The 1,214-nt window shown below is 60.3% G+C and carries 2 protein-coding genes; both read right to left on the bottom strand.

The features are described 5' to 3' along the window. The coding region (locus DM995_RS18935; RefSeq protein ID WP_198669494.1) for a site-specific integrase at positions 1-354 on the bottom strand (354 nt) is incomplete at its 3' end. After that, on the bottom strand, positions 347-1,214 hold an 868-nt coding region (locus DM995_RS18930; protein WP_116970679.1), incomplete at its 5' end, for a tyrosine-type recombinase/integrase. The genes DM995_RS18930 and DM995_RS18935, both read right to left, overlap by 8 nt.

Here is a 1,214-nt window from a genome sequence, read left to right as displayed (position 1 = left end):
TTGCGGGATTGCGAGCGCCCGTTCGATGGTGGCCAGAGCATCGATGTCGTGGTGTCCAGCGTATTTTAGGAAAGTCCGTATTGCCGCGAGGCGCGCATTGCGACTTCGCACGCTGTTGCCACGTTCCTTCTCGAGATGATCAAGAAACGCCAGGAGCAACGGCGCGTCGAGGTCCAACAGCGCAATCGCGCTTGGTGTTCGGTGCAGTCGCTGTGCGGCAAATCCCAGGAGCAGCCTCAGCGTATCGCGATAGGCTGCAACCGTCTGACGACTGACGGCCCGGTGTTGGCCAAGATGCTCGAGAAAGAAGCGCTGGACGAGGTTAGAGAGGGACGGCGCCTTGCGATCAGACATGGGCGTCCTCCCCGAGGGCGAAGCCTTCGAACCGCGATCCGGCGATAGCCATCAGATCGGGGATGCCAGTCATGTACCAATAGGTGTCTGACACTTTGGTATGACCGACATAGGTCGAGAGCGCCGCGATGGCGTTGTCGATGTCGCATCCGTCTGCTTGCCAGCGCTCCAGCCGGCGGCAGATGAAGGTGTGCCTCAGATCATGAATGCGAACGTGGGGATAGGAACCGCGCGGCACGATTCCGGCTGCGAGGCGAAGTCGTTGAAAGACGCCGTAAACGGTTCGCTTGTTGAGGCGTTGCCCACTTGCGATGGTGAAGAAAGCTTGCTCCTCCTCCAGCCTGACGAAACGCTCTCGAATATGCAGATATGAACCAAGCGCGTTGGCAACCGACAGATGAAACGGCACATGCCGAGACTTGCGGAACTTGGTCATGCGCACCGTTGCACAGCAGGCTTCGATATCGACATCGCAGCAGCGCAGGTTGATCGCCTCCGAAATGCGCAGCCCGGTCGCGGCGATCAATCCGATCAACGCCTCGAACACGACCGATCGCAGTTCACCCTGCGGTTGGAGCGCGCGGGCCGCGGCCATTAGGCCGAGGATCTCGTCGTCGGTATAGATATGAGGCGTCAGCCTCCGCCGCGACTTTCCGAATATCGGCGTTTCTGGAAACTCTGTCGCCGGATCCAGGCGCGTCATGTAGGCCGCAAAAGGCTTCACGACTGCCAGCCGTCCAGCCCAGGTGAAGGGGAGACTGATGCGCGACCGGTCCTTTGCCCAGCGGATGACAAGGTCGTTGGTCAGTGTGCCGCAGTCCTGTTCGTCGGCGAAACCGGCAAAGGACCTCAGCAGCCGA

This window comes from Blastomonas sp. UPD001, from assembly GCF_003426715.1.
GTDB lineage: Bacteria > Pseudomonadota > Alphaproteobacteria > Sphingomonadales > Sphingomonadaceae > Blastomonas.
The sequence above is the reverse complement of the archived record's forward strand: the minus strand, read 5'-3'. Positions and strand labels throughout refer to the sequence as shown.